The sequence below is a fragment of the Nocardia anocheti genome, from assembly GCF_029675105.1.
GTDB lineage: Bacteria > Actinomycetota > Actinomycetes > Mycobacteriales > Mycobacteriaceae > Nocardia.
This window is the reverse complement of sequence record NZ_JAQQFV010000007.1, coordinates 67,363-91,786: the sequence shown is the minus strand read 5'-3', so window position 1 is coordinate 91,786 and position 24,424 is coordinate 67,363. Positions and strand designations below refer to the sequence as shown.

The following is a 24,424-nucleotide window of genomic DNA, read 5'->3' as shown; positions in this document are numbered from 1 at the left end:
CTTACCCTGCCGCGATGCCCGTGATGAGCGTGCGCTCGCCGACCAGCGCGGTTCGCACCGACTGCTTGGTGTAGGTGGCCGGGGCGCCCGCCGGACGGAACTCGGTGACCTCCACGGTGAACCGGTCGTCGGCCACCGTGGTGATCCGCACGCAGTGGGTGGTCCCCACCGGGATGGAGTCGATGCCGCGCTGGATCACGGCCGCGGGGGCGACCTCGGCGTCGGGGGCGACCACGGCTCTGGCCTCGATCCCCGATCGGGTCACGTAGTAGGCGTACTGGAAGGCGAGCACGGCGTCGGGGCCGGAGTCGGTGCCACCGGCCTCGGCGCTGCGCACCACGCTGCCCGTGCGTTCGGTCGGGCAGTCGCCGAGCGGGGTGTCGGCCAGGAGCTGCCCCGCGGTGAAGTGCAACGGTGCCGCGTGGCGCCCGGTGGACTCCTCCTCGCCGCGCCCGAACAGCAGGAACAGCACCCCGGTGGCGGCGAGCACGAGCACCAGCACCGAGACCGCGAGCACGATCCAGGTGCGGTTGCGCGCGCGGGTGGCGCGCAGGGACCCCGACGGCGCGAGCACGTGGGCCTCGTCGTAGTCGTCGGCCGCGGCCTCGGGCCAGGGGAACTGGACCAGTTCGGCGTCGTAGTCGTCCTCGGGGCCGGGGGCGACCCAGTCCGACCAGCCACCGGTGAATTCGCTGCGGCGCGCGGCCAGTTCGAGGGGCGGTTCCGGAGCGGACTCCGGCTCGGGCCGGTAGGCGGGCACGTCCTGGTTGCGGAAGTCACGCTCGGGGTAACCGACGGTGCGGCGGGGTGTCTCGTCGTCGGGGAAGCCCGCCGGACGGCCCCACACCGGGGCGCTCTCGGCACGGGAGTCCGGCGCCGGGTCACCCGCGACGGCGGGCTTCGCCACCGGAGGTTCCACGGTGTGGCGGTCCGGCTCGGCGCCTACCGCGGCATCGTCTTCCGGTGCCCGCACGGCGTCGGGCTTCGGTTCGCGCGGGGTCGCGTCGTCCGGGTCGACGGAATCGTCGTCGGCGGTGCGGCCGTCGAGCTCGGTGGGCTCGGCGGACGGATCATCGGACGGGACGCGCGCGGGGCGCTGCGAATATCGCGCGGGGCCGTCGTCCCCGTCGGCCGCCGGGTCGGCGGTGCCCCCGCGCGCGGAGGTCGCCGGGTCGGCTTCCGGTTCCAGCGCCGAATACCAGCGCGACAGTTCGTTGTACGACTTCAACATTCCCCCCTTTCCGCGTCGACGGGCACATGGATTCGCATCGAAGAACCTCTCGGTGATCAGTTCACTGAGAACGGACGGGTAGTCGTGGGTGCGGTGGGTGTCGCGGCAGGCGGAGTCGACGCGCCGCCGGATGAGGCGCCATCGGCTCCTGTCCCGAAGGGAAATTGTCCCCCACCCGGCGCCGCGGGTCTCGTTGACGCGCCGGTCGGACTGGTGAATATTCCCGGCGCGCCGCGATCGGAGCCACCGACCGGCACCGCACCGACACCCGAGGTGTCCGCCGCGTCGCGGGCCACCGCCGCGAACCAGCTTGCCACGTATCGGGTGGGTGGCGCACCGTCGGCACCGACGGCCATCCGCGAGTATCCGTCGTGGCGCTGCAACGTATTCCAGTACCGCACCAGCGTGCTGACGTCGAGCAGCTCCCGGTGGTCGGTGATCGTGCGCTGCACCTCGGTGAACGCCTCGCTCACCAGCCGCACCCCGGTGGTCGGCGGCACCAGCTCGGGCACCGCGCCCGCCAGTTTCGTCCCGAGCAGGGTGAGCCCGACCAGGGGGTTGGACAGGGTGGCGGTGGCCAGCTCGGCGATATTCGCCGGGGTCAGCACCGATTTCACCGCGGTGGACACCGCGGTCAGCCCGAGCGTGCCCAGCTTCAGCAGCGCCTGGTACGACGCGTCGACGTCGAGCGTGGCGCGCGGGTCGGCGGCGTCGGCGACGCGCTGGGCGATCGAGGTGCCCGGGGTGAGCGACAGATCCGCCAGCGAGCTGCCGGTGATATCGGAGTTCACCACGGTGGTCGCGGTCTTGATCGAGGTGTAGGCCAGCGCGTCGGCGATGGAGACCAGCGAGCCGATCGGGTCGCCGCCGGAGAGTTTCACCTGGCTGATCAGATTGGTGACCGCGCGCACCAGCGGCGTGCCCTGCGGCGCGTCGCAGGCGAGATCGCCTGTCGCGCAGAAGCTCGCGACACGCCCGGTCAGCCGCCCGAAATCGGCGGCCTGATCACTGCTCGGGCCGAGTCCACCACCGGGGGCCGCGGCCTGCCGGACCTCGCCGAGCGAAGCCAGTGCCGCACCGGAGGTTCCCGGTGCCGCGCCGGGCACCGTCAGCCCGGGCGCACCGGGGAACAGCGGGGCGTCGGCGGCACGGGTGGGATCGGCGAACAGCGCGACGGCGGCGACCTTCTCGGGAGGCAGCACGCCGGTGCCCGCGCCGACCTCCTGGGCGAACAGCGAGGCCACATGGGCGCCTTGGGAATACCCGACCACCGCGATACGCGTGTCCGGGCAGCGCTGGACCACCTGAGCGGCCATCGCGCGCAGCCGCAGCAGACCACCGTCGACGGACTCGGTGTAGGGCACCGCGCCGCCGGGCACGGCACCGCCGAAGCCCGCCTCGTAGGGCACGTAGGCCCGGTCGACGAGACCGGCGTCGCCCGCCTCGGCCAGCAGTGGCCGGAAGACGGTGGACAGCATGCCGGTGTCGGTACTGGGTGCCGCGTCCGGAGACGATTCGCCGGTGCCCTGGATTCCCAAGGCGTACAGTGCCGGACACGCGGAGATCGAGACCTGCGTCGACGGCGCGGCGGGAGTAATGTCCTGCGCGTGCGCGGTGGCTGTCGACACCGTCACCGAAGCGACGGTGAACGCGATCATCGCCACCGTGAGTCGTGTCGTGCACCGAGCCCTATCGATCCGCATCACAGTCCGTTTCGGCTGACCAGTGGAACGTTGAAACGCAGTAAACCGTAACAGATTCCGGTCAACCCAACCGCTGCCCTAACGGGCCCTTTCACTGCCTCGGCAAACCCCTTCGGCGCCAGCTAATCCCTGGCGAAGTACCGGCTCGCGCCGGACACGACGCGGCCCGGGCATTCTCGCGAACGCCCGGGCCGGGATCGGGGTCTCAGGCCGCCGAGGTCACGCGGTAGACGTCGTACACGCCTTCGACATTGCGCACCACGTTGAGCAGGTGACCCAGGTGCTTCGGGTCGCCCATCTCGAAGGTGAACTTGCTGATCGCCACCCGATCACCGTGGGTGGCCACCGAGGCGGACAGGATGTTGACCTTCTCGTCGGCGAGCACCTTGGTGACGTCGGAGAGCAGGCGGGTGCGGTCGAGCGCCTCGATCTGGATGGCGACCAGGAACACCGAGGACGGCGAGGGCGCCCATTCCACGTCGATGATCCGCTCGGACTGCTCCTGCAACGATCCGGCATTGGTGCAGTCGGTGCGGTGCACGCTCACCGCACCGCCACGGGTGACGAAGCCCATGATCTCGTCGCCGGGCACCGGCGTGCAGCACTTGGCCAGCTTGGCGACCGTGCCGGGCGCGCCCGGAATGAGCACGCCCGCGTCGCCGGTGACGCGCTGGCGGGCCGGGGTGGTCGAGGGCGTCGACCGTTCGGCGAGCTCGTTCTCCACGTCGCCGATGCCGCCGAGCTGGGCCATCAGCCGCTGCACGACGTGATGCGCCGAGACCTGGTGCTCACCGACGGCGGTGTAGAGGGTGGAGATGTCGGTGTAGTGCAGTTCGTGGGCGACAGCGGTCATCGCGTCGACGCTCATCAACCGCTGCAGCGGCAGACCGACCCGGCGGACCTCCTTGGAGATCTGCTCCTTGCCGCTCTCGAGCGCTTCCTCGCGCCGCTCCTTGGCAAACCACTGGCGAATCTTGGCCTTGGCCCGCGGCGAGACGACGAAGTTCTGCCAGTCCCGGCTGGGTCCGGCGTTCTGCGCCTTCGAGGTGAACACCTCGACGACCTCGCCGTTCTCCAGCTGCCGTTCCAGCGCGACGAGCCTGCCGTTGACGCGGGCACCGATGCACTTGTGCCCGACCTCGGTGTGCACCGCGTAGGCGAAGTCGACCGGGGTGGACTTCTGCGGCAGCGTGATCACATCGCCCTTGGGCGTGAACACGAAGATCTCCGGCGACTTCAGATCGAAGCGCAGCGACTCCAGGAACTCGGCCGGGTCGGCGGCCTCCCGCTGCCAGTCCAGCAACTGGCGCATCCAGGCCATGTCGTCGACCTCGGCGGCGTCACCGGAGTGCTTGCCCTTGGTCTCCTTGTAGCGCCAGTGCGCGGCGATGCCGAACTCGGCGGTCCGGTGCATGTCCTGGGTGCGGATCTGCACTTCCAGGGGCTTGCCGTCGGGGCCGACGACGGTGGTGTGCAGCGACTGGTAGACGCCGTAGCGCGGCTGGGCGATGTAGTCCTTGAACCGTCCGGCCATCGGCTGCCACAGCGAGTGCACCACGCCGACCGCGGCGTAGCAGTCGCGGACCTCGTCGCACAGGATGCGCATGCCGACCAGGTCGTGGATGTCGTCGAAGTCCTTGCCCTTGACGATCATCTTCTGGTAGATCGACCAGTAGTGCTTGGGGCGGCCTTCCACGATCGCGTTGATCCGCGACTGGGCCAGGGTGTTGACGATCTCGGCGCGCACCTTGGCCAGGTAGGTGTCGCGCGAGGGCGCGCGGTCGGCAACCAGGCGCACGATCTCGTCGTACTTCTTGGGGTGCAGGATCGCGAAGGCGAGGTCCTCGAGCTCCCATTTGACCGTGGCCATACCCAGGCGGTGCGCCAGCGGCGCGATCACCTCGAGGGTCTCCTTGGCCTTCTTGGCCTGCTTCTCCGGCGGCAGGAAGCGCATGGTGCGCATGTTGTGCAGCCGGTCGGCGACCTTGATCACCAGCACGCGCGGGTCGCGGGCCATGGCGATGATCATCTTGCGGATGGTCTCTGCCTCGGCGGCCGCGCCCAGGTTCACCTTGTCCAGCTTGGTGACGCCGTCGACCAGGTGGGCGACCTCCTGGCCGAACTCCTCCTTGAGCTGGTCCAGCGAGTAGCCGGTGTCCTCGACGGTGTCGTGCAGCAGCGCCGCGACCAGCGTGGTGGTGTCCATGCCGAGTTCGGCGAGGATGTTGGCCACCGCCAGCGGGTGGGTGATGTACGGGTCGCCCGACTTGCGGAACTGTTTGGCGTGGCGTTCGTCGGCCACGTCGAAGGCGCGCTGCAGCAGGGCCAGGTTGGCCTTGGGGTACAGCTCGCGGTGCACCGTCGCCAACGGCTCGAGCACGGGCTTGACGGCGGCGATGCCACGCTGACCGGTCATCCGGCGCGCCAACCTGGCCCGCACCCGGCGCGAGGCCGAGCTGGGGACCGCGGCGGTCGGGGATTGCTTGGCGGGGGTCGCCGGGGCGCTGGTGGATTTCTTACCATCCTCGCCGAGTTGTCGATTGGCTTCCATCCCGGCCCGAAGGCCGGAGACTCCCTGACTCACGACAGGGTGTTCCTGTTTCACAGACGCCGCCTCTCTACGCTTACGCGCGGGGAGGTCTTACACCATCTCCGCAGGCCGAGACGCTGAGCCCCAGCGCCTGAATGTTCTTCGCAGCGTTGATGTCCCGATCGTGAACGGCCCCACACGGACATGTCCACTCCCGAACGCTCAACGACAAGTTGCCGACGATATGCCCACACGTCGAGCAGGTCTTGCTCGACGGATAGAACCGGTCGATCGCCACAACCTCGCGCCCGTACCATCCCGCTTTGTACTCGAGCATCGATCGCATCTGCGCCCAACTCGCATCCGAGATGGCCCGGGCGAGGTTGTGGTTGCGGAGCATGTTCCGCACGCTCAGGTCCTCGATGGCGATCACTTGGTTTTCGCGCACCAGTCGAGTCGAGAGTTTGTGCAGATCGTCCCGTCGCCGGTCGACGATACGGGCATACACCTTGGCTACCTTCAGTCTTGCCTTGGACCGATTGCTGGAACCTTTCTGCTTGCGCGCCAGAAACCGCTGAGCCTTGGCGAGCCGCTCGCGGTCCCGGCGCTCGTAGCGCGGGTTGCGTATCTTTTCCCCGGTGGACAGGGTGCAGAGACTCGTAATCCCCACATCCACACCGACCGTGGCACCGGTCGGTTCGTACTCGACCATGGTCTCCTCGACCAGGATCGAAATGTGGTACCGGTCGGCTGCGTCCCTCGACACGGTCACCTGCGAGGGCTGCGCCCCCTCTGGCAATGGCCTCGACCAGCGAATATCCAGCGGCTCGGCCTGCTTGGCGAGCTTGACCTGCCCGTTCCGGAAGCTGAAACAGTTCGCATAATAGGTGGCCGAGTCGCGACTGCGCCCCTTCTTCTTGAAGTTCGGGTAACCACCCTGTTTGCGCCAGAACTTGTCGAACGCACCCTGCAAGTTCCGCAACGTCGCTTGCAAGGGCCCCTTCGACGGCTCGGTCAACCAGACCGTGTCCTGCTCTCGTTTCCACTGCGTCAGCATCTTGTCGGTCTCGGCATGGGTGACTCGCCGCTGGTCCTGTGACCAGGCGCGCGAGCGCTCCGCCAGGGCGCGGTTGTAGACGTAGCGGACACAGCCGAAGGTGCGAGCGAGCTGATCGCGCTGCTCCCCCGTGGGATAGAAGCGGTACTTGTAGGCCCGCTTCACCACCTTCGACGCCATGATTGACAGAGTACATCAGTACCCTGTCAATCGAATGGCCCGTCGTCACCGACCTGAAGACCGAAGCCCGCTCGCTACGTTCCTGAGCCATGCCATCGCCTCCCACACACCCGGTCCATGCAGGCCGAGTGCCGCATCCGCCAGGAACATCAACTTTAGTCCCCGCATCGATCCGGTGTTCGATTCGCTACGGTCATCAGCGTGAGGCGCTGGCGACGAGGCCAGAACCTAGCTCCTACCTTGCGAACCATCAGCGTTCGTCAACTAGCGGTATACACCGATTGCCTGGTTCGACGGCCCGATACTGCCCGAATGATCCGCGACCCGACCACCCACCTCTGGCCACGCTGCCATTCGATACAGCGACGTACCCCAGTCGATGGGCCGCGTGCCGCAACGGCGCTCGACGGTTCCGGGCGACGTCACGCCCACCGCCACGAAGTGGACAACTTGGACAGAGGTCTGAGAGAGTGGTCGAGCGACCATCATGGCAAAATTTCACACATGCGGGGGGTAAGTGCAGGTTCAATCAATAAATCCAACACGCGACACCGGACGCGAGGTGCAGTGATGGCTACCCAAGGTTGGTTCAACCACCTCGATGATCCTGACGAATTCTGGGACGATGAGCCACTCGTCCCCAGGGAGCACCCCTCAAAGGGAAATTCGACACCAATCGCCAGCCAGGATTCGACTGAGCATAGGTCGCGAAACCTCGAGGAACAATTCGCGCCGTCGGCGACCATCGCCGCGGATCGCACAACGACAGTGGATCAGACCACGCAACCACGGGTTGGGTCGTCATTCCTAACGATGGACCTCGACAACGGTTTTCTTCCTATTCGGATAGATTTCCGCGCAAGTTGGAGCCGATATGTAAGCCCGCATGAAGTTGGCGAGGAGTTGACACGAGCCTATCGAAAAGCAGTCTCGATGCGGATGGAGCAGCTATACAATACGAGACACTGGCCAACACCACAGGAAGTTTCCATCAACGCAGTTCCCGATAGTCGAACGCGAATGATGATTCTACTGGAAACTGGCAGTTGGAGTGAATATCGCAACGTATCGTCTGCGCTTGTCAGAGATTACAAGTACGAAGTCGGTAGTCGCGCGTCGACTTATGGTGTGCCATCCGTGACGGTGCGCGCCAACCGGAATTACGTTGATGACATCATCGTACTGCCAACCTGGCCCGGCGTGCTTGACCACCACCGGATCACCGACGAACTTCTTGCGTGTGTTAATCGATTACGGGAGATACGTCCAAAATTTTCAGTCCGGGGCGACTACTCAAGATATAGCGATTCAGATCTTGAATATCATCTCAATTGCCATTTGCAACGGATCTCCGAGGAGGTTGTTAGCTGATGTCGGACAAGTTTACGATGTCGCTGGATCTGATGAAGCTTGCTGCCGTCAGGAATGACGAAACGGCAACCCATCTAAATAATGCGAAATCCAAAATCGCCAAGGTCGAAATTGGAGATATGCAAGCTGGAACATTTGCGCTGGCACTAGAAAAATATCGAACAGTACCCAGCTATGTCGGAGACCGCATGACAGAAGGCGCTACCGTCATGTCTGACATTGCCGATGTATTACGCCATGTTAGAGATACATTCGAGGCCGAGAACAAGGACATCGCAGACAGTTTCGGCGCGCTGGAGGCAGACATATGAGCCCGCCCGCGTCCAGTCAGACCGAACTCGCCAAGCAGATAACGGCTATTCGATCAAGAAAGAACGAGATAGGAGACCTACCACAGAAGGTTCAAGACTGGCATGGCGACTTGGTCAAGCTGGTTCGAACCGGTGGAATAGTGGGTTTCGTAGGCACTCTCGGCGCGTCCTTTGTGGTCGATGAAACTATCGTAATCCCAAAGATTTGGGACAACCGCGACAAAATCAACAATGCCCTGGGCGAGACATGGAACAAATTGGAGGAGATGGATCCAGGCCTTGAAGTGCCCGTGACATTTCTAAAATACGCCGATGAGTGGCGCAATATTAAAGGTGATATAGATAACGCATCTTCCACCTACGGCGAAACCGAATTAATGGGCGAATGGGAAGGTGACGCAGCGAAGCGGTATCGCGCGTTGCGCATTCGGCAGGAGAAAGCCTTTCCGGCGATGTCCACCTTGTGTGAGAATATCGCACTAAATCTCGAAAGTGTCGCCGTAGCCGAACTTGAGCTCTATACAGATCTGGCAACTGCCGCCCAAGAATTGGTCGAAAAGGTTACCGCACTCACCGGATCTTACGTCGGATCATTCTTCAACCTACCATGGGGTCCGATTTCCGCATCCGGAGACCTCGCCACAGCCGTACAAGCATCCAATACCTTTATCCTAGATATAAGTACAGCTGTTGCCACCAGCGCGCAGGCAAACATCATCGCATCCAACAGGATTGCGCAAGATGCGTCTGTTCAAGCGGGAATTCCCAATAATCATTGGCCACCGGGGGTGGTTGAATCCTACGGTATCGGCAAGGACGGAATCACAGCGGCGCTGGGAGATGCGTCAACACGCGACAATGACAAGTCGGATTGGACTCTCTGAATATCATGGTCTCGTATTGCAAACGTCTAGGACTACTCGCAATCGCGATATCAGTTTTGTCCGCGTGCACATCCACCGACGAAACACGGACGGAGTCACTCAACGTCGGCCTCTCCCAGCAAGATCTCTGCGACTCTCTGAAAGCACTATTGTCTGATGACCTAGGTGCACTACACCTTCAACAGTTCATATTGGCGGGTAGCGCTGATGAAGTATTCCGGACGGGCGGTTCCTGTACAATCGAAAATTCTGCGGCAAGCACTCCAAATGGCCAAATCATGGTGCGAAATGCTTCCGGAGATCCGAACCCGCTGGGGAACAACAAGGCGAAGTTCATAGAGTCCGAGGAGTTGGGTGAATCGGTCTGGGTATGGGACCCACGCAACACTGGTGGGGCTGATCCACAGGTGACGTTCGCGACCCGATCAGGCGACTGGTTTGCGCAACTTACTATCTGGGAGGAGCATATAGTCACCGATGCTGGCAGTTTCCACTTCTCCGATGAGAGCAAGCGCACCGCTAGCCAGTACCTGGTCAGACTCGCTCAGCAACTTTCCGAATCCCAGCCCACATGGAATTCGAAATAATCTGGAACATGGATTCCTGGCGTGATCGAAATATTTGAGCTTATCGAAGGTATTTGACTGGGAGGACGAGCGCGAAACATGCGTAAACGGTTCCATACTGGTGCGACGGTTCTGGCTACGGTCATCGGGATCCTTGCCGTGGTTGGCTGTGGTACCGATTCCGGCGAGCCCATTGGTCCGACAGTACCAACCCTTACGGCGGATGGGCTTGAGGTTGACGCCCCGTCCAGATACGACCCGTGCGTAGGGGTGACGCCGGAGGTTCTCAACCAGTTGCAACTGGTGAAAGCCAAGAATCCAAACACTGCCGACTTCGACGGTCCGAACGGCCAAAAATGGCGAGGATGCGGCTGGGTTCGACCGAACGTATACGCCCTCAGCATCAGGAACACCAATCTCACTCTCGGCTTCGTCAAAGACAACTGGGGAGATGGACTGAGCGAGTTTACAATCTTCGGCCGTAGTGCGATATCGGTTCGACGAAGCGAATCTGATCCGCAGGACAGTTGCTATGTCAACGTCGAATTGCGCGGCGGCAGTCTAGAATTTCATATACTGAAGTCAGCCTCTCGCAACGCGCCACAGGATGTAGACTTCTGCGATATAGGCAAGAAAGTTGCAGAGTCAGTGCTTCCTACGGTGCCGACGGATGCGTAGATTGCCCCAACCAACAACCAAGAACATTTGGGAGGTTAGGATCCATGGCGGGGGAAAGCCCTAATAGGCCATTCGAGAATCTGATAGCCGAAGCACGTGAAGGCCGAATGTCGGTTCGGATGGAGCCCGGGGAATTCGTCAATATCGACCGCGACTGTGAACGATTCAAGTTGTTGATTGACAGTATGCGAGAGAATGCGAAAGCTATCGCCGAAACCGAGCCGAAAAACTGGGGCATTGGGGCGGAAAATCCACTGCTGACTTCGGCAGCAACGATGGTTTCGTGGTTCCGAGACAAGGCCAAGGGTGCAAATCCGGGAAACGATGTCTACTCGATTCTAAATGAGCATTATAAGATCGTCGAGGATATCCAGACGGTGCATAGATTGATCATGGATCGCTATATCGAGTCCGATGCCGAGTTCGCGTCGAAGGTGCGCAGTTTGCAGGAAAGCCTCGGTCCCATCGCTCCGATCGATGTTCCTCCGGCTGCTGCGACACCGGTGAACAATCCGGGTTCTCGCCATGTGAGCCGAGGGGGGACTTTTTGACGGGGAACGAGGACCCGCGGATCACCGGTGGTGGGGAGCGGCCCAAGAGCATGACCCACGCTGACATCTATGCGGCGTTTCAGGCCACGCGAACCGCTGACGCGCGTGGTCTGGCTGCTGGTTATCGGCAGTTGGGTAATGACTGGGCGACTGGGTTGCATGTGTTCTCGACCAGTATTCAGCGGTCGGTCGCTTCGTCGTGGGAGGGGCAGGCGGCGGATGCGTTCGTGGCCTCGATCAAGCGGTACACCACCGACGCCATCGAGTTCGAGACGCAGTTGCGGGTGCTGGCGACTCGTATTGATGAGTCCGCGGCTTCGGTGGAGACGACCAAGTACGAGTTGCCAGAGCCGGTCGAGGAGAAGAATCCTCTACATCCTGACTCCTGGCCGATTGTCGGGTCCAACCGGGACCCGGTGATCGAGCGGGAGCAAGAGGAAGCCCAGGCGATCATGGCGAACAAGTACGTGACGCCGTTCGTCAACGACTACGACACCCAGATCCCGGTGTTGAGTTCGCCGGTCAACCCGGTGCAGCCGTTCGATATCGATGAGCCGACCGCCGGGGATCGAGTGCCCCCCGGCGGCACGTACCCCGGCGGTACGAATCCCGATGGTGATTCCCCCTCACAGCATCCGGCCGATGATCCTGCCAACGACGATGAGACCACCGGCGAAGATGAAGACCCCGATACGACCGACACTCCGGATGACGAGTCCGGGGTGGATTCTGAATCGTCCGATGACGACACGAACCCGAGCGGCACTGACCCGGATGACATGGATAGTTCCCCGGAGTCGCTGACGACACCAGCTGGGACCACACCCACCGGAACGCATGGTGGACCGGGTTCTGCTGGCTCGCCGAGCGCAGGGTTGCCCAGCGGAGGATCTCCGGGCGGTTCGGGTGGTGGCACCCCCGAAGCTGGGCGTGCGGTCCCGGGTACACCTGGTGCTGGATCGCCCGTGGTCGCGGCGACGACCGCGACCGCTGCATCGGGTGCCAGTCGCGGGACATCGATGGGTGGGATGCCGATGGGTGGCGCGCGTGGCGGGCAACGCGCGGAAGACGAGGCGTCCAGAGGCACTCCGGATTTCTTGATCAACCAAGCCAATACCGACGACCTCATCGGTGATGACTTGCCCACGGTCACCGGCGGTGTTATTGGTGCTCACTTAGTGCCGAGGAACCGCATCTGATGGCGTCGTGGACCTTCGAGCCGGAAACCTTTGCCGCGCACTGGTACAGCGATGCCAACGACCGCTTTCCGGTCCCGTTGAAATACCTGAGCCGCTTCGGCGTCGAGGATGAGTTCAGTCAGTTCCGGAGCCGGGTTCGCGCGGATCTGCGGAGTGGTGAGCGTGAGGAGATCGATCTCGCTGTGCATACGCTGGCGACCTCGCGGATTCGGATCGAGATCGTCGGGTGCACCACTCGGCACAAGTCGAGCACCGGTGCCGACGACAGCAAGGAATACCGCATTGTCGGTGTTCGGGATCACCATCGCGCGGTGCTGGCTTTCCAAGGAGGCCGCGCTGGCGAGTACGGCGATATCAGGCTCCGTTTGTTCGGGCCGGACGGGCTCGCGGGGCAACTCGCTGGTGCGATTCCGCGCTGCGAACCTGGGGGTCGCCCTCCTGCCACGTTCCATCCGCATGACCTCGAACCCGGCGAGGATGGCTACTTCGAGGACTCGCACCGAGATTCCGAACGGGAGCGGTATGAGCGTTTGCTCGGTCGCAGTGGCGATGGCTACGGAATCGCTCGCCTATACATCGGACGGCCGCGTTCTTCGGCAGAGCACTCGGGAGTGCTGCGCTGGTTCGACGTCACCGGAGACGGCAGGTACGCCGAGACGCGGGGACAGCATGTCACGGTTCGGCCGGGTAGCCGCGATGAACTCGCTGCCCGGTTCGCTCGGTGGGTGGATCGTGCGGGGCTGCGATTGGCGGAGCAGCAGAGCCAGTGGTAGACCCACGCTACCCGCCCCGTTCGATCGGGAGTGATCGAACGCCTTCGTTCGGCCAATCTACGACCGACTCAGGCATCATCACTGCCGAACGCCCAGACGACGGCGGGCCGCCCGGTCGCCTTCACCCGCCGCCGCTCCCCCGTGCGTTCGAGGCCGGGAATGGCCGCGAGGGTGCGGTTGAGGTTGGCTGGATCGGGGCGCGTGCCGTGCAGCGCGGTGGACAGTTCGACCGCGCGGGTGGCCGGGAACTCCGTGCCGGTGAGGGCGCGGGTGAGGCGCTGGTCCTTCCACAGCATGCCCGCGAGCAACCCGCGGCTGGTCTCGACGATGCGGTTGTGGTCGAAGGCCAGTGGCGGCACCTCGTCGAAGCCGACCCACTCGGCCGGGCCTTCGTGTTCGGCGACGACGGCCCACATGGCGATCGCCAGGGTGGGGCCGCGCGGGTCGCGGTGCGGTTCGTCGAAGGTGACGAGCTGGCCGACCGCCCCGATCGCCGCTTCGGGCACCCCCAGTTTGGTGTGCACGGCCCGGCGGGCAGCCTCGGCGAGGCGTTCACCGCGGCCGAGCAGTACACCGGGCAGCGCGAGCTGGCCGGTGAACGGCTCGAATTCGCGGGAAGCGACCCCGATACGCACTGTGCTGTCGGCCTCCCAGCAGCGCAGCGTCACCACGTCGATCGACACCACGGATTGCTCCACGTCGCTCCTTCTCGGGTCGGCGGCCGGAACCGCGCGGTCGGCGGCCCCGCTCGATTCTTCCCTCCCCGCAGGCACTTCGCTCACGTGGCTCCCGAACGACGGGCCGTCGCCCGCCCTCGCCCCTGCCCGTGGGGCAGCGATCCGCCGATCGCGCCGAAGACGATTTTCGGGTCCTCGGCGTAGCCATTGTTCTTCAGCAGCAGGGCTATTCGACAAGTCCGTCCGGGGTGAGTTCGAGGGTGCGGGTCACCCCGATGTCGTCGAGGAATCGCGCGTCGTGGCTGACCACGATCAGCGCGCCCTCGAAGCTCGCCAGCGCCTGGGTCAGGTGGGCCAGGCTGGGCAGGTCGAGATTGTTGGTGGGCTCGTCGAGCATGAGCAGCTTCGGCGCAGGCTCGGCCAGCAGCAAGGTCGCCAGCGCGGCCCGCAAGCGCTCCCCGCCGGACAGGGCCGACGCGAGCCGGTCGGCATCGGTGCCACGGAACAGGAACCGCGCCAGCTGGGCCCGGATCTGCTCGGCACTCGCGTGCGGCGCAGCCGCGGCGACATTGTCGAAGACCGTGCGGTCCTCGTCGAATACGTCCAGCCGCTGTGGCAGCAACCGCCACGCCACCTTCGGCCCCTCCTCGACGATCCGGCGCAGCAGCGTGGTCTTGCCCGCGCCATTGCGCCCGGTCAGCGCGATCCGCTCCGGTCCGCTGACCCGCAGGTCGACGACCGGACCGTTGGCCAGCTCGACCTGGTCCAGCTCGATCACCTCCTGGCCCGGATACAACCGGGTACCAGGCAGCTGGACCCGGATCTCGCGGTCGGCGCGCACCAATTCCTCGGCCTGGTCAAGAGTTTCGCGCGCGGAGTCCAGTTTCTCGATGTGCGAGGTGCGCAGTTTGCCCGCCGACACCTCGGCGGCGTTCTTGCGCAGGCCCGCCACGATCTTCGGCACCCGCTTGTTGTCCTGCTGTTTCTGCGCGAACCGGGCACGGCGATCCAGCTTGGTGCGCGCCTCGACCAGCTCCCGCGCCTGCTTGCGCACATCGCTGCGCGCGTCGCGCACCGCGGCCCTGGCGACCTCCTGTTCCTGCTCGACGATCCGCTCGTACTCGCTGAAATTGCCGCCGAAGGACCGGATCTCACCGGACCGCAGTTCGCCGATGCCGTCCATCCGGTCGAGCAGCTCGCGGTCGTGGCTGACCACGATCACCGTGCCGCCGAACTGACGGATCACCTCGTAGAGCCTGCCGCGCGCGGCGGTGTCGAGATTGTTGGTCGGTTCGTCGAGCAGCAGCACATCCGGTTCGCGCAGCAGTTCGGCGACCAGCCCGAGCAGCACGGTCTCCCCGCCGGACAGGGTCTCGACGGTGCGGTCCAGATCGGCGACCGACCCTGCGACGTAGTCGAGCCCGAGTCTGCCGAGCAGCGCGACGGCCTCGTCCTCGATCTGCCAGCCGGTGCCGACGGTGTCGAAGTCCTCGGGGGTGCCCTCGCCGCCCTCGATGCGGTGCAGCGCGGCCCGCACCTCGGCGATGCCGAGCACGGCGTCGACCCGGTGCCCGGTCCGCATGCCCAGGTCCTGGCGCAGATACCCGAGGTCGCCGGGCACGGTGATCGAACCGCGCAGCGGGGTCAGTTCCCCACTGATCAGCCGCAGCAACGTGGATTTCCCGGCACCGTTGGCGCCGACGAGACCGATCTGGCCCGGGCCGAGGGTGGCGTCGAGCCCGTCGAACACGACAGTGCCGTCCGGCCAGTGGAAAGTGAGATCGGAAAAAGAAAGAGTGCCCATGCGGATCCCCTCGAGGTGCGGCGGAAAACGCGGTGCGCGGAATGCGGACCGCCCGTAAGCGCAACCTCAAGAAATCAACGCGGCTCCGATCGCCGGGAACAGGACCAGTCATTGATAGCACGCGGCACGCGCGCACGCCACCCCCTTTTCCGGACGACGTGCGCGACCACACGGGAACTCCGGGTGCCCGCGGCCACGTTGACCGGGCAGCGACGACGACAGGAGCGGGACGAATGATCACTGTGCGCCAGGCCGGACGCGCCGATGCGCGAGAGCTGGGCACCACCTTGGCGGCGGCCTTCCAGGACGACCCGGTGATGTCGTGGATCCTGCCCGATCCCGAGCGCAGGGCGGCCGGTCTCCCACATTTCTTCACCGCCATGGCCCGCCACGTCTTCACCCCGTTCGGCGCCTGTGAACTGGCCACCGACCCCGAATCCGCGGGCACGGGCGCGACCCTGTGGGGCCCACCGGGCCACTGGCACGGCACCCCGGCCACCGATCTGCGGACGCTCCCCGGCATCCTCCGCGCGTTCGGCCGACGCACGATGCTCGGCAAACAACTCGGTGACCTGCTCGCCGAGCATCATCCCCGCGAACCGCACTGGTACCTGTCGATGATCGGCACCACGCCCGCGGCGCGCGGCGCCGGATACGGACAGGCGCTGCTGCGCTCCCGGCTCGACCGGGTCGACGCCGAGGGCGCGGCCGCCTATCTGGAATCCAGCAACCCCGACAACATCGGGTACTACGAACGCTTCGGCTTCACCGTGACCGGCGAGTTCCGGGTGCCGGGCGGCCCGCCGCTGTGGCCGATGTGGCGAGCCGCTACAGCTTGACGATCGAGGTCACCGGGTAGTCGCCCTGGTGCTCGCGCCCCTTCAGGAACTCCAGTTCCATCACCACGGCGGCCGCGACCACCTCGGCGCCCACCTCGTGGAACAGCGCGGCCGCGGCGGCCAGGGTGCCGCCGGTGGCCAGCACGTCGTCGAGCAGCAGGATCCGCTTGCCCGCCAGGTCGACACCGTCGGCGGGGATTTCCAGTGCGGCGGAACCGTATTCGAGCTGGTACTCGCGCGAGACCACCGGTGGCGGCAGCTTGCCGCCCTTGCGGATCGCCAGCACCCCGGTGCCCATGGTCGCGGCCACGCCCGCGCCGAGCAGGAAGCCGCGCGCGTCGACACCGGCGATGAGGTCGGCCTCGGGGGCGACGGCGGCGAAGCAGTCGATGACCGCGCGGAAACCCTCGGCGTCGGCGAAGACCGGCGTCAGATCGGCGAAACGCACTCCGGGCGTGGGGAAGTCGTCGTGCCAGCGGGTCAGTCGGGCCACCGCGTCGGCGGCCTTCTCGCTCCGGGCGACCACCTGGTCGTCCGATTCGACCACCGCGTGCTTGCTCATCGGCACCTCTCCGTCACATCCACTCACCGCTGCAACACCCAGCGATCCATATTCCACCCGGTACCGGCCTGCGTCGGCCCGGCGATCCCGTTCTGCATGCCGTGGCCGAAGGCGATGGTGCGCGGGGTCGCGAACAGCGGGATGCTGGGCAACTGCGCCCACAGCAGGTTCTCGGCCTCGGTGAGCAGATCCAGCGTCACGGCCGAGTTGGTCTCGCCCGCAAGCTGATCGGTGATCGCATCGTAGCGACCGTTGGCGAAACCCCCGACATCGAGCCCGCTACCGGCCCGCAACGCGGCGAAGGCGGCGACGTTCGCGCTCGACCCCGCCGGGCCCGGCACCGCGCCGGTGCTGCCGAGCACCGCGTCGACCGTGCCCTCGGCGAGCTTGCTCGGGGTGAAATCCGGGGCACCCGCGTCGACCACGCTGATCCCGGCGCCACGGCACGATTCGGCGATCATCGCCACCGTCTTCGCTCGGCGCGCGTCCGGTGCCAGGTAGCCGATCCGCACGGTCGGCTGCGCGGCGCCCGCCGAGGCCAGGGTGGCGGTGGCGGCCGGGATGTCGGCGCCGCGGTACCGGTCGGCGGTACCGGCCACGGCCGGGTAGTACAGCGAATCCTGCTGCACGACACGGGTGTTCAGCGGACCCGCGCCCAGACCACGCTCGGGCACCTCGCCCGCCTTGCCGAGGGTGTCGAACAGCGCCTGGCGCGGCACGCACTGGGCGAAGGCCCGGCGCACCTCCACCCGGCCGAACACACCACCGCTGGCCAGCACGAGCTGCTCGGCGCCGCGACCGGGGATCGTCTGCTCGTCGAAGCCGCCGAGGGAGAGCCCGTCGACCGAGCCCGCCCCCAGATCGACCACGCCCAGCGCGTTGTCCTTCGCCTTGGCGGCGTAGTCGGTGCCGCGCGGCCACACCACGATCCGGCTGGTCTCCGGTGCCGAACCCCACCACTTCTCGTTGGCGACCAGCACCAATCCGTCGTCGGCGGTGAAGGATTCGATCCGGTAGGGCCCCGAGGACGGGAACTTCGTCAGCTCGAGCGCGCCGGGCTTCATCGTCCAGCCCGTGTTCCAGAAGTCGGCGATCCGGCCGACCACGGCACCGTCACCGGCCTGTAGCGCGTCCACCACGTTCGGTACCCCGGCCGCCTGCGCCACCACGTGCGCGGGCATGAGCTCGGCCGCGGTGAACAGGGTCCGCCACGGCAGATAGTGCTTGCCGGGTCGGAACACCACGGTGGCGTCCTTGGAGCCGGGCTGGCAGTCGACCCGCTCGATGTCCTCGTAGCCGACCGTGGTCGCCGCGTCGAACAGCGGCACCGGGCCGCGGTCGCCGGGCCGGGTGAACCGGCCCGAGCGCGCCGACCAGGCCAGCACGAGATCGTCGCAGGAGGTCTTCACCCCGTCGGAGTACACACCGTCCGGGTTGAGCCGGTACTGCACGGTCTGGGTGTCACCGGGCACCTCCTTGGCGGTGCCCGCGTCGGTGTCGGCGATCTGCTGACCGTGGGGTCCGGTGAAGAAGAACCCGGTCAGCACCCGCCCGAACACCGCCTGCGCGCCGCTGGTGGCGCCGAGGGTGCTGCCGCCGTTGTAGCTGGCGACCGCCGCGTCCACCGCGTACCCGATGGAGGGCACCTGGTTCTTGGACGAGCAACCGGTCACCACCCCGGCGGTCACCACCGCCGCGGCCAGCCCGGCGATCAGTCGAATCGTGCTGCCTCGCATGCCGATACCCCTGCCGTCGCCGTCAGTGCCTTCTCTGCCGCTTTCCGCTGGGTCGCGCACCCGGTCGGGGCGCGCCCGTGTTGCCCGAACGCGGGGCGCGCGCCGCACCGGTACCGGCGCTCACCGGCACCCGGGTGTCCCCGGCCGCCCGCTTGGCGAGCACCTTCTTGGTGTGCGCGGCCACCGGGCCCCAGCGTTCCTTGATCGACACCAGCACCGGCACGGCCAGGAAGATCGACGAGTAGGCGCCGACGATCATGCCGACCAGCTGCACCAGCGCGAGGTCCTTGAGCGTGCCGACACCGAGCAGCCAGACCGCGATCACCAGCATGCCGATGATCGGCAGGATGCCGATGACGGTGGTGCTGATCGAGCGCATCAGGGTCTGGTTGGCGGCCAGGTTGGCCTGTTCGGCGTAGGTGCGTTTGTTCAGGTGCAGCACGCCACGGGTGTTCTCCTCGACCTTGTCGAAGACGACCACGTTGTCGTAGAGCACATAGCCCAGGATGGTGAGCAGACCGATCACCGCGGCCGGGGTCACCTCGAAGCCGACCAGAGAGTAGATGCCCGCGGTGACGATGAGGTTGAAGAACAGCGACACGATGGCCGCGACCGACATGTCGCGTTCGAAACGGATGGCGATGTAGATCATCGTCAGCAGCACGAACACCACCAGGGCGATCAGCGCCTTCTGGGTGATCTGGCCACCCCAGGTCTCGCTGATCTCGGCGATGCTGATCGCGTCGATGCTGGCCTCGGTCCCGGATTCCGTGCTCAACAGCTGACGCAGCGACTCCTGCACCTGCGCGCTCTGGTCCTTGTCCAGGGTCTCCGAGCGCACCTGGATGGTGGCCGAGTCCCCGGAGCCGACCTTCTGCACCGAGACCGGGCCGTGGCCCAGGGTGGTGGCGTAGGTGTCCTCCACCTGCTGGGTGGTCACGTCGGCGGCGGGCACCTGGATGCGCGAACCACCGGCGAAGTCGATACCGAGGGTGAACCCGCGGATCCCGATGCTGAGCAGCGAGATCAGCAGCAGCGCCGCGGCGACGCCGTAGAAGAACTTGCGCCTGCTGACGATCGGGAAGCCACCGGTACCGGTGTAGAGACGCTCGAAGAAACCGTGCTTCGGGCCCTGGGTGGGTTCGGCCTCGTCCAGGAACACCGACTCGTCGGTGGGCTTGTCGTTGCTCATCGAGACATCTCCTTCGGCCGGGACTGCCCGGCGCCGCGCTCCCTGGCGATCTGCTGTACCGATCCCAGACCGTTCACCGACGGCTTGGCCCAGAACGGCGAGCGCGCGGCGAGCATCATCAGCGGGGCGGTGACCAGGTAGAGCACGATCACGTCGAGGACGGTGGTGACACCGAGGGTGAAGGCGAAGCCCTTCACCTGACCGGCGGCGAGCAGATACAGCACAACCGAGGCGATCAGGCTGACGGTCTTACCGGAGAGGTTGGTGCGCTGGGCGCGCGCCCAGCCACGCGGCACGGCCGAGCGGAAGCTGCGGCCCTCGCGCATCTCGTCCTTGATGCGTTCGAAGAACACCACGAACGAGTCCGCGGTCAGACCGATACCGATGATCAGACCGGCGATACCGGCCAGGTCGAGGGTGAACCCGATCCAGCGCCCGAGCAGCACGATGATGCCGTAGACCGCGACACCGGCCGCGATCAGCGAGAACCCGGCCAGCAGGCCCAGCATCCGGTAGACCAGCAGGCAGTACAGCAGCACCGCGATCAGGCCGACCGCACCGGCCAGCAGACCGGCCTTGAGCGAGGACAGACCCAGCGTCGCCGAGACCGTCTCGGCCTCGGAGGTCTGGAACGACAGCGGCAGCGAGCCGTACTTGAGGGTGTTGGCCAGCTCGGCCGCGCTGTCGGCGGTGAAGCTGCCCGAGATCGAGGTGCGGCCACCCAGCTGCGGGCCCTGCTGCACCTGCGGCGCGCTGACCACCTTCGAGTCGAGCACGAAGGCGACCCGCTTGTAGACGTACTCGCCGGTCAGATCGGCCCACGCGTCGGAACCGGCGGACTTGAACTCCAGGTTCACCTCGTGGCGGGCCTGCTGGGAGTTCAGGCCGGAGGTGGCGTCGGCGATCTCCTGGCCGTCGATGCGGCTGGGGCCGAGCAGGAACACCTCGGTGCCGTCCTGCGAGCAGGTGACCAGCGGCAGCGCCGGGTCGTCGTTACCGGCGAGCACGTCGGGCTTGGTGCAGTCCATGCTCGCCACGGCGACCTGCTGCACGGCCTGATCGGTGCTCTGGCGCAGCGCCTTGGCGTCGGCGATCTCCTTGGCCTGCTGCTGGGCGGCACTGGTGCCGGGCGCGGGCGCGGGCGAGGGCGTCGGGGTGGGCGCCTGGGCCGGGAACACCCGCGACTGCGGGGCCGGAGTGGTCGGCTCACCGGCGGCCGGAGCGTTCGGGTCGGCGGGCGCCGGGGTCTCGGCGGGCGTCTGACCGGGCGTCTCGGTGGTCGGGGTCTGCGGGGTGTCACCCGGGACCGGGGTCTGCGGCGCGGCGCCGCCCACCTGCGGCTGGGTGGCGGCCAGCACCGGCCGGATGTAGAGCTTGGCGGTGGTCGCCAGCGCACGGGCCTGCTGGCTGTCCTCGCCGGGCACCGTGATGACGAGGGTGTCGCCGTCGATGATCACTTCGGAGTTGGTGACACCGAGACCGTTGACGCGGTTCTCGATGATCTCCTGCGCCTTCTTCAGGCTGTCCTGACTCGGCTTGTTGCCGTCGGGGGTCCGCGCGGTCAAGGTGACGCGGGTGCCGCCCTGCAGGTCGATGCCGAGCTTGGGCGTGGGGGAATGGTCACCGGTGAAGAACACCAGCGCGTAGATCACGGCCAGCAGCGCGGCGTAGACGCCGAGCAGCCGGAACGGATGCGCCGATCCCTGGGAAGGTGGCACAGCAGGTCATCTCCTAGGCGGAAGTCGAGGATGGATCGATGGGCACAGCGGTGCCCGGCCGGGCGCGCACCGATCGCACGCCGACCCCGGCGGGGGTGGAACGGGTCAGTCCTTGGTCAGCCGGGTCTCGGTCTGCTCCGGGGCTTCCTCGACGGGAGCCTCGGTCACCGGGGTCTCGTCGGTGACCTGCTCCTCGACACGCACCTCACGGATGGCCTGACGCAGCCAGGTGGTGACGACGTCCTCGGCGATCTCCAGGTCGACGGTGGAATCGTCGAGGTCGACGACGGTGCCGTACAGGCCCGAGGTGGTGATCACCTGGTCACCGACCTTCAGCCCCTCCTGCATGCTCGAGACCTTCTCGGCCTCCCGCTTCTGTTTGCGGATACCGAAGAACATCGGCACGAGCAGGGCCAGGATCAGCAGCGGAAACAGGAAGTCCATCGTCGAAGTCAGTCCCTAGTCAGTGGGTGGACGTGCAAGTACGCCTGACAGTCTGCCAGTTCTCCGCCGCGCCGACACACCGGACACCCGCCACGCGGAGGAAACGACCCCGGTCCCGCGCGTGCGGGCCGGGGTCGGCGGGGTCGCGTGGGCTCAGGCGGTGCGCCCGTAGCGGTAGTCCTCGAGGGGGAAGGCGACCGCCTCGCGGTGGGCGTTGGCGGTGCTGGTCGGGCGCAGCAGCGCGGCCTCCCCGTGCTGGTTGAAGTAGTAGCTGCGCGCGGTGGAGCAGTCGCCGCCGTAGAACACCGAGGACCCCAGCTTCTCGGTGACCCGGTCCAGGAACTGCGCGTTGGCCCGCTCGGTGACCTCGAAGGTGTGCTCGCCACGCCGGAACAGCTCGGTGAACAACCGGCCCATGTGCTTCATCTGGGCCTCGATGGTGGTGAAGTAGGACAGCCCGCTGTAGGAGTACGGGCTGTTGAGGCTCAGGAAGTTGGGGAACTTGGGCACGGTGATGCCCTCGTAGGCCTGGAACCGGTTGTCGCGCCAGAACTTCCCGAGATTCACCCCCTCGCGCCCGACGATCTCGATGGCCGGGAAGTTCACGTCCCACAGGTTGAAGCCGGTGGCCAGCAGCAGGGTGTCGATCTCGGTCTTGTGCCCGTCGGCGGTGACGATGCCGTCGGGTTCGAGGTGGTCGATCGAGTTGGTCTCCAGGCGCACGTGCGGCTGGTTGAAGGTCTTGAAGTACTGGTTGGAGAAGGTGGGCCGCTTGCAGCCGAAGTCGTAGTGCGGGGTCAGCCGGGCCCTGGTCTCCGGATCGCGGACCTGGGCGTACAGATGCGCCTTGGCGAGCAGCGCGGCGGCCTTGTTCAGCGGCTTGGCCTGCGCGTAGTGCAGCACGCCCACCACCATCAGCGCCTCGAGCATGCCGGTGTTGACCAGCCGGGCCGCCTTCTGGGTGAGCGGCACTTTGTCGAAGAGCTGCTGCACCGCGCCCGGGATCGGCGCGTCGATCTTGGGCACCACCCAGATCGGGGTGCGCTGGAACACCGTCAGCTCGGCGACCCGCTCGGCCACCTCGGGCACCAGCTGCACCGCGGTGGCGCCGGTCCCGATGATGGCGGCCCGACGCCCGGTCAGGTCGTAGGAGTCGTCCCAGTCGGTGGTGTGGATGATCTTGCCCGCGAAGGACTCGATACCGGGGAACGGCGGGGTGTAGGGCTGGGACAGGAACCCGGTCGCGGTGAGCAGATAGCGCGCGGTCAGCGTCTCGCCCCCGGCGACGCTCACCACCCACTGCTCGTTGTCCTCGTCCCAGCGGGCGCCGTCGACCACGGTGCCGAAGCGCATCCGCGCGCGCAGGCCGTACTTGTCGGCCACGTGCTCGGCGTATTTCTTCAGCTCGGCGCCCGGGGCGAACAGCCTGCTCCAGAACGGGTTGGGCTCGAAGGAATAGGAGTAGGTGACCGAGGCGATGTCGACGGCCAGGCCGGGGTACCGGTTCACATGCCAGGTACCGCCCAGGTCGTCCTCCCGTTCCAGGATGAGGAAATCGCGCAGGCCGAGGCGGTCGAGTTCGATGGCGGCGCCGATACCGCCGAAACCCGCGCCCACCACGACCGCGTCCAGTTGAGGTGCCACGTCGAACCTCCCGCACGACAAGTACTTCTCACAAGTGTCTGTTACAAGATGACACACTATTGTACCGGTGTACAGTCACGCCCGACGGCGGCTGTTCCGCGGCGAGGTCCGCGCCGCGGTGGCGATGACGAAAACCAGTGGGATAGAAGGGCACTCCTGACACAATGACCGCTGTGACGCCCGACGATGTGAGCCGCACCCACTTCGCCATGCCGACCCTGGGCCATCGCGGCTACCACGCTGACGAGGTCGACGCGTTCCTGGAACTGGTCGCCGCCACCCTCGACGGTCAGGGCGCGCTCACCGCCGACGACATCCGCCACGTGCACTTCGGCGCCCCCCGTTTCGGCGGGCGCGGCTACCAGGCCGACCAGGTCGACGACTTCCTCGACCGCGTCCGGACCGAACTCGAATACCGCCAGAAGGGCGGCGCGCCGGTGCCCGCGGCCCGCGCCGGGGACACCGCCGCCGAGATGCTCACCCCCGACGACGTGCACCGGATGCGCTTCAGCCTGTCGGCGGTCGGTCGACGCGGCTACCACGAGGAAGAGGTGGACGCCTTCCTCGACCTGGTCGCCGCCACCCTGGCCCACAACGGCCCCGGCAGCCTCACCGCCACCGACGTGCGCGGGGTGCGCTTCACCGACGCGCGCCTGGGCACCCGCGGCTACTCCCGCGAGGAGGTCGACGCCTTCGTCGACCTGGTGATCACCGCCCTGGACCGCGCCGAGGCCAAGCGCTGACGGTTCTCGGCCGCCTCGATCTGGACTGACC

At 66.2% G+C, this 24,424-nt stretch carries 21 protein-coding genes; 9 read left to right on the top strand and 12 right to left on the bottom strand.

What is annotated here, in order from left to right; translation table 11 throughout:
* Position 1: 1 nt before the first annotated feature.
* The 4 genes from QC180_RS19400 to QC180_RS19385 form a co-directional block, all read right to left on the bottom strand.
* On the bottom strand, positions 2-1,231 hold the full coding sequence (locus QC180_RS19400) for a DUF8176 domain-containing protein (protein ID WP_278264190.1): 1,230 nt from the start codon (positions 1,229-1,231) through the stop codon (positions 2-4).
* Positions 1,232-1,287: 56 nt separating this feature from the next.
* Positions 1,288-2,865 carry a cutinase family protein gene (locus QC180_RS19395; RefSeq protein ID WP_278264189.1) on the bottom strand — a complete coding sequence of 526 codons (1,578 nt, stop codon included), beginning with the start codon at positions 2,863-2,865 and terminating at the stop codon, positions 1,288-1,290.
* 274 nt (positions 2,866-3,139) lie between these two features.
* The gene (locus tag QC180_RS19390; RefSeq protein WP_278264527.1) at positions 3,140-5,485 is read right to left on the bottom strand and encodes a RelA/SpoT family protein; all 2,346 of its coding nucleotides are present in this window, start codon (positions 5,483-5,485) and stop codon (positions 3,140-3,142) included.
* Positions 5,486-5,558: 73 nt separating this feature from the next.
* Positions 5,559-6,701, bottom strand: a complete 1,143-nt coding sequence (locus QC180_RS19385) for an RNA-guided endonuclease InsQ/TnpB family protein (protein ID WP_278264188.1) — start codon at positions 6,699-6,701, stop codon at positions 5,559-5,561.
* 570 nt (positions 6,702-7,271) lie between these two features.
* On the opposite strand from QC180_RS19385, the gene QC180_RS19380 reads away from it, so the two are divergent.
* From QC180_RS19380 to QC180_RS19350, 7 genes are all read left to right on the top strand, one after another.
* A complete protein-coding gene (locus tag QC180_RS19380) occupies positions 7,272-8,072 on the top strand; it encodes a hypothetical protein (protein WP_278264187.1) in 801 nt (266 codons plus the stop codon).
* Complete coding sequence (locus QC180_RS19375; protein WP_278264186.1) at positions 8,072-8,383, top strand: hypothetical protein; 312 nt, start codon at positions 8,072-8,074, stop codon at positions 8,381-8,383. The genes QC180_RS19380 and QC180_RS19375 overlap by 1 nt, the downstream gene beginning before the upstream one ends.
* The gene (locus QC180_RS19370) at positions 8,380-9,267 is read left to right on the top strand and encodes a hypothetical protein (RefSeq protein ID WP_278264185.1); all 888 of its coding nucleotides are present in this window, start codon (positions 8,380-8,382) and stop codon (positions 9,265-9,267) included. The genes QC180_RS19375 and QC180_RS19370 overlap by 4 nt, the downstream gene beginning before the upstream one ends.
* A gap of 665 nt (positions 9,268-9,932) precedes the next feature.
* On the top strand, positions 9,933-10,511 hold the full coding sequence (locus tag QC180_RS19365; RefSeq protein WP_278264184.1) for a DUF3558 domain-containing protein: 579 nt from the start codon (positions 9,933-9,935) through the stop codon (positions 10,509-10,511).
* 44 nt (positions 10,512-10,555) lie between these two features.
* Positions 10,556-11,062 carry a hypothetical protein gene (locus QC180_RS19360; protein WP_278264183.1) on the top strand — a complete coding sequence of 169 codons (507 nt, stop codon included), beginning with the start codon at positions 10,556-10,558 and terminating at the stop codon, positions 11,060-11,062.
* A gap of 50 nt (positions 11,063-11,112) precedes the next feature.
* Positions 11,113-12,261 carry a WXG100 family type VII secretion target gene (locus QC180_RS19355; protein ID WP_278264182.1) on the top strand — a complete coding sequence of 383 codons (1,149 nt, stop codon included), beginning with the start codon at positions 11,113-11,115 and terminating at the stop codon, positions 12,259-12,261.
* A complete protein-coding gene (locus QC180_RS19350) occupies positions 12,261-13,034 on the top strand; it encodes an ESX secretion-associated protein EspG (protein WP_278264181.1) in 774 nt (257 codons plus the stop codon). Before QC180_RS19355 ends, QC180_RS19350 begins: the two co-directional genes overlap by 1 nt.
* Positions 13,035-13,102: 68 nt before the next feature.
* Here the strand turns inward: QC180_RS19350 and QC180_RS19345 are convergent, their stop codons facing one another.
* Together QC180_RS19345 and QC180_RS19340 are read right to left on the bottom strand one after the other, a co-directional pair.
* Positions 13,103-13,732 carry an NUDIX hydrolase gene (locus QC180_RS19345; RefSeq protein WP_278264180.1) on the bottom strand — a complete coding sequence of 210 codons (630 nt, stop codon included), beginning with the start codon at positions 13,730-13,732 and terminating at the stop codon, positions 13,103-13,105.
* Between the two features lie 205 nt (positions 13,733-13,937).
* Entirely contained in the window at positions 13,938-15,515 is a 1,578-nt protein-coding gene (locus tag QC180_RS19340) for an ABC-F family ATP-binding cassette domain-containing protein (protein WP_278264179.1), read from the bottom strand.
* A gap of 233 nt (positions 15,516-15,748) precedes the next feature.
* On the opposite strand from QC180_RS19340, the gene QC180_RS19335 reads away from it, so the two are divergent.
* On the top strand, positions 15,749-16,354 hold the full coding sequence (locus tag QC180_RS19335) for a GNAT family N-acetyltransferase (protein ID WP_278264178.1): 606 nt from the start codon (positions 15,749-15,751) through the stop codon (positions 16,352-16,354).
* On the opposite strand, the gene QC180_RS19330 is transcribed toward QC180_RS19335, so the two are convergent.
* The 6 genes from QC180_RS19330 to QC180_RS19305 all read right to left on the bottom strand — a co-directional run bounded on the left by QC180_RS19330 (position 16,344) and on the right by QC180_RS19305 (position 23,650).
* Positions 16,344-16,916 carry an adenine phosphoribosyltransferase gene (locus tag QC180_RS19330; RefSeq protein ID WP_278264177.1) on the bottom strand — a complete coding sequence of 191 codons (573 nt, stop codon included), beginning with the start codon at positions 16,914-16,916 and terminating at the stop codon, positions 16,344-16,346. The genes QC180_RS19335 and QC180_RS19330 overlap by 11 nt on opposite strands.
* Before the next feature lie 23 nt (positions 16,917-16,939).
* A complete protein-coding gene (locus QC180_RS19325) occupies positions 16,940-18,652 on the bottom strand; it encodes an ABC transporter substrate-binding protein (RefSeq protein WP_278264176.1) in 1,713 nt (570 codons plus the stop codon).
* 22 nt (positions 18,653-18,674) lie between these two features.
* Positions 18,675-19,844, bottom strand: a complete 1,170-nt coding sequence (gene secF, locus QC180_RS19320) for a protein translocase subunit SecF (RefSeq protein ID WP_278264175.1) — start codon at positions 19,842-19,844, stop codon at positions 18,675-18,677.
* Positions 19,841-21,562, bottom strand: a complete 1,722-nt coding sequence (gene secD, locus QC180_RS19315) for a protein translocase subunit SecD (RefSeq protein WP_278264174.1) — start codon at positions 21,560-21,562, stop codon at positions 19,841-19,843. Before secD ends, secF begins: the two co-directional genes overlap by 4 nt.
* Before the next feature lie 105 nt (positions 21,563-21,667).
* Positions 21,668-22,006, bottom strand: a complete 339-nt coding sequence (yajC, locus tag QC180_RS19310) for a preprotein translocase subunit YajC (protein ID WP_278264173.1) — start codon at positions 22,004-22,006, stop codon at positions 21,668-21,670.
* A 153-nt stretch (positions 22,007-22,159) separates the two neighbouring features.
* The gene (locus QC180_RS19305; RefSeq protein ID WP_278264172.1) at positions 22,160-23,650 is read right to left on the bottom strand and encodes a flavin-containing monooxygenase; all 1,491 of its coding nucleotides are present in this window, start codon (positions 23,648-23,650) and stop codon (positions 22,160-22,162) included.
* 164 nt (positions 23,651-23,814) lie between these two features.
* Between QC180_RS19305 and QC180_RS19300 the strand changes: the two genes are divergently transcribed.
* Complete coding sequence (locus tag QC180_RS19300; protein ID WP_278264171.1) at positions 23,815-24,393, top strand: DivIVA domain-containing protein; 579 nt, start codon at positions 23,815-23,817, stop codon at positions 24,391-24,393.
* Positions 24,394-24,424 lie beyond the last annotated feature (31 nt).